At 53.9% G+C, this 4,462-nt stretch carries 4 protein-coding genes; 1 reads left to right on the plus strand and 3 read right to left on the minus strand.

Annotation, left to right across the window (positions count from 1 at the left end; genetic code table 11):
* Positions 1-33: 33 nt before the first annotated feature.
* The 3 genes from ACWVCN_RS12105 to purH all read right to left on the minus strand — a co-directional run bounded on the left by ACWVCN_RS12105 (position 34) and on the right by purH (position 3,677).
* Complete coding sequence (locus ACWVCN_RS12105; RefSeq protein ID WP_455246032.1) at positions 34-678, minus strand: L-threonylcarbamoyladenylate synthase; 645 nt, start codon at positions 676-678, stop codon at positions 34-36.
* A 24-nt stretch (positions 679-702) separates the two neighbouring features.
* Positions 703-1,977 (minus strand): phosphoribosylamine--glycine ligase, encoded by a 1,275-nt coding sequence (purD, locus tag ACWVCN_RS12110; protein WP_455246034.1) that lies wholly within the window; start codon positions 1,975-1,977, stop codon positions 703-705.
* A gap of 146 nt (positions 1,978-2,123) precedes the next feature.
* Positions 2,124-3,677 carry a bifunctional phosphoribosylaminoimidazolecarboxamide formyltransferase/IMP cyclohydrolase gene (gene purH, locus ACWVCN_RS12115; protein ID WP_455246035.1) on the minus strand — a complete coding sequence of 518 codons (1,554 nt, stop codon included), beginning with the start codon at positions 3,675-3,677 and terminating at the stop codon, positions 2,124-2,126.
* A gap of 278 nt (positions 3,678-3,955) precedes the next feature.
* Here purH and ACWVCN_RS12120 point away from each other — a divergent pair.
* The coding region (locus ACWVCN_RS12120; protein ID WP_455246037.1) for a hypothetical protein at positions 3,956-4,462 on the plus strand (507 nt) is incomplete at its 3' end.

A 4,462-nucleotide genomic window follows, 5' to 3' on the forward strand; every position in this document is an offset into this window, starting at 1 on the left:
CTCTCAAGTAAGAACCGGTGTCGAGTCTTCGCTCTACACCAATGAAATGTCTATTGCCCTAAGGACCTGCTGTAACTCGGCTTTCGTCATGGCCCCTTCTCGAACTATTCGAACCGGGCCTCGCGCATCAAGAACCGTTGAGGGTAGTCCTCCGGGAGTCGGTCCTGCGTCAATGATGAGATCAACATCGCGCCCCAAATCTTCTTCGACCATTCGCGCGGTCTGTGCCGGTGGTCTGCCGCCTAGGTTTGCACTTGTGCCCGTTAAAGGTCCTACGAGCGGCAATAACTCGACGAGGGGGGCACATGAACTGAGCCGAACTCCGATTGCTCCTGTCCCCGCGGTCAGATTACGCGGCAAATCTTCTTTGGCCGGAAAAAGAATGGTCAGAGGTCCAGGCCAACAGTTTTTGATGAGGAACTCCGCCGCAGGCGGCACCATTTGGACCAGACTTGGTAACTGCGATAATGTTCCGATAACAACCAAGAGCGGTTTTCCATTTTCCCGCTCCTTGATGTGGAGCAACCGATCGATCGCTCGCTCATTAAACGGATCAACTGCAAGACCATAATAAGTTTCCGTAGGGATTGCAATGACTCCACCTCGTTGTACGGTGGCCTTAACATGCGTCGAAATACGAAGTAGGTCAGCGGATGAATAGGGTTCGATTGCGGACATAAGTCGAACGACTGGGTAGCTTTTTCAGAGGCGCGGCCGCAAGGCCCGGTGAGCGATGTCGCGCCGATAGTGGCATCCGTCGAAAGTTATTGCCTTCGCAACCCGATAAGCCACGGCCTGAGCCTCAGCTAATGTTTTACCGCGGCCGGTTATCCCCAAGACGCGGCCTCCAGCCGTTACAACGGAACCGTCCTTTCTGGCAGTTCCCGCGTGAAAGACAGTTGCTTCTTCTGAGTGGTCGGCGTCGAGTCCACGAATAGGGTACCCGTTCCGGTACGTTCCCGGATAACCTCCTGATGTCATGACGACACAAACTGCATGATCGTCGTGCCATTCGACGCGCAACTGATCGAGCCGATGTTCCACCACTGCCTCGGCAACATCGACCAAATCTGTTTTTAACAGCGGCAACACGACCTGCGTTTCCGGATCTCCCATACGTGCGTTGAATTCCAACACATAGGGAATGTCCTTCACGATCATCAGTCCGGCATACAACACGCCTTGAAAGGGAGATCCCATCCTGGACATGGTGTCGACAATCGGCTGCAAGATCTCGCGAATCACTTGTTCACAAAGTGCGGTTGTTCCAATTGGGGCTGGACAATAGGCTCCCATACCACCGGTGTTCAATCCTGTATCGCCGTCGCCCACCCGTTTGTGATCTTGTGCGGGCAACATTGCCGCAACGGCTTTCCCGTCGGTGAAGGCCATGACCGTCAATTCTTCTCCCTCGAGAAATTGTTCGATGAGGACCTGTTTGCCAGCTTGACCGAATACCGCCTTGTCCATCGAATCCACGACGGCTTGACGGGCCTCCTCGCGTGTCGTCGCGATGATGACGCCCTTTCCCTGTGCCAGGCCGTCGGCTTTAATGACGACCGGAATTTCGTGCTGATCAATATAGGCGAGAGCATCAGCCGTCCTGTCGAAGGATTTGGCACGCGCCGTGCGAATTTTCGCTTGCGCCATGATCTCCTTGGAGAAAATCTTACTTGCCTCGAGGCGTGCCGCGTTCTTCGTCGGCCCGAAGATCTTCAGCTTGGTCTTTCGAAACTCATCGGCAATGCCGAGCGCCAATGGCGCTTCCGGTCCGACGATCGTGAGATCGATCCCTTCGCGTTGCGCGAAATCTTTCAAGCCCGGCACATCGTCGGCCTTGATCCCCACGCATGTCGCCAATGATTCAATGCCTGCGTTGCCTGGCGCGCAGAACAATTGCGGTCGTCGGGGGCTTTGCGCCAGCTTCCATACCATTGCGTGCTCACGCCCACCGCTGCCGATGACGAGAATCTTCACGTGATAACCTTCATGTTGCCCGTAAGGTGAATCTTTAAACACCCTGTTCTGAACGACAGGGACGAATGAAACCTCGGAGAGAACGCATGTGTGCGTCGAGATCTTGGTAGATGTGAGAACGGAGCTTGAAGGCGGTCCAACATCCGCTAATGCCTGAAATGCCTCATGCCCGTGAGAATCATGGCTAATCCGTGCTCATCCGCCGCTTTTACCACTTCAGAATCGCGAATCGATCCCCCTGGTTGAATGACCGCCGTGATCCCCGCCTGGGCCGCAGCGTCGAGGCCATCACGGAATGGAAAAAATGCATCCGAAGCCATGACGCAACCTTTCACCGGCATCTGCGCTTTCATTGCGGCCAGTTTTACGCTGTCCACACGGCTCATCTGGCCGGCCCCGATGCCTACTGTCTGACCTGGCTTGGCGTAGATGATCGCGTTCGACTTGACGTGTTTACAGACTTTCCAAGCGAATGCACAGGCGGCATATTCATCATCGGTCGGTTTGCGGATAGTCGGCACTTGCAAGGACCGCAAGTCTTTCAACACTCCGAGGTCGCGATCTTGAACGATCAAACCGCCTACAAGTTTTTTGAGGTCGTATCCCTCTTGTTTGACCTTCGTCAGCGGTCCAACATCGAGCAACCGGAGATCTTTCTTTCTCTTGAGTTCCGCCATGGCGTCATCAGCGAATCCTGGTGCAATTACAACCTCTACAAACGTTGACGTAATTTCTTTCGCCGCAGCCAGATCAACCGGCCGATTGAATGCGATGACTCCCCCGAATGCCGAGATCGGATCGGTCTCGCGGGCCTTTACATAGGCTTCGACCGGAGTCGTCCCTATCGCCACACCGCAGGGATTATTATGCTTGATGATGGCCACGGCGGTTTCTTCGTATTCTTTCGCCAGTTCAAGTGCAGAATTGGCATCCAGGAAATTGTTATACGACATTGCCTTCCCGTGCAGAATCTTCCCACGTGAGACCGAGGGTTCATTTGAATGCATCTCGCGATAGAAGGCTCCCTGCTGGTGGGGGTTTTCACCATATCGTAGTGTTTCACCAAGTTCGTATTGCAAGGAAAGAATCTTGGGAAATTTAACCTCTCCGCCCTGGACCTGCCGTTCCAGGTAGCCGGCAATCAGGCTGTCATAACGCGCCGTATGCTGAAACACTTTCATTGCCAATTCACGGCGCAAGGAATGGGGAACATTCCCGGATTTGGCTGCGCTCAATACCCTGCCGTAATCCGCCGGATCGACGACGACCAAAACATCTTCATGGTTTTTAGCGGCCGACCGTAGCATCGACGGACCTCCGATATCGATGTTTTCGATGGCCTCTTCAATGGGACAGTTGGGCTTCGCGATAGTAGCCTCAAAGGGATAGAGATTGACGACCACGGCATCAATCGGCCCGATGTTGTGTTGTTTCATTTGTTCCACGTGAGCCGGAAGGGAACGCCGGCCAAGGAGTCCTCCGTGGATTTTTGGATGCAAAGTTTTGACACGACCGTCGAGAATTTCGGGAGAACCGGTGTATGCGGCGACATCAGTGACTGTCACGCCTGCGTCGCGTAGTGCCTTTGCCGTCCCCCCAGTCGATAAAATTTCTGCGCCAAGTGACTCCAGGCCTTTGGCCATTTCGATGACGCCGGTTTTGTCTGACACGCTAATCAATGCCCGCTTGATGCTGGCCATCGTGCAACTCCTTAATATAGATCCAGATAGAGTGGTTCGTGTTCGGAAGGCGGAGCGGAGGATAACAAATGGGCGAGGACTAGTGCAAGAAGTGACAAAGGTCGAGATGAGAACAGGTGTTTCAAGATCAACGTCTACTCCCGCTAGATCTGCTCCTGTGCTCGATTTCTCTTGTCTGTCTCTCAGAAATCCCTTTCGTTATAATGGGTTCCGGACTGGTTTGTAGAACCATCTTTATGTTACGGTTTTGCCTCATGTCACGCGTACGGTAAGGACTCATGAGGCGCAGGACCATCCTCGGTGGAGGTGCGGTAGCACTCGCTCTCCTAGCTTTAGTGTGTATCCCTCGTCATATCCCTTCCTCAGTCTCGCAGGCGGCTTTCGTTCCTGCAAATTTTTATGCGAGGCTCGAAGCGGGTCAGTTGACGATTCGAGGATCACTTCCGGATTCCGCCACTCGAGACCGTATTCTGCAACAGGCCCGTACGCTCTTCGAGGGCACACCTGTTCGCCTTGTCGATCAACTCACGGTCGATCCCCAGGTCACTCCCTCAGGGTGGCTATCTCCGCTTCCCACGATCCTGCCTTTACTGCGACACATGGACGGACGTGGTTCCATCATTATCGACGGCCGATCCATCGTATTGAGCGGACAGGCCGCTTCGGATGAGAGCAAAGCGGTCATCCTCAAAATAGTTACTCCCATGACATCGATCGGGCTTGCCCTTGAAGACCATATCGTATCGGACTCGAAGAATGCTCGACAACTCAAGCTGCAATCGAAA

This window comes from Petrachloros mirabilis (assembly GCF_975968855.1).

Coding starts and splice junctions, on each gene's coding strand:
- ACWVCN_RS12105 (WP_455246032.1), bottom strand. CDS start 678: ATGTCCGCAATCGAACCCTATTCATCCGCTGACCTACTTCGTATTTCG.
- purH (WP_455246035.1), bottom strand. CDS start 3,677: ATGGCCAGCATCAAGCGGGCATTGATTAGCGTGTCAGACAAAACCGGC.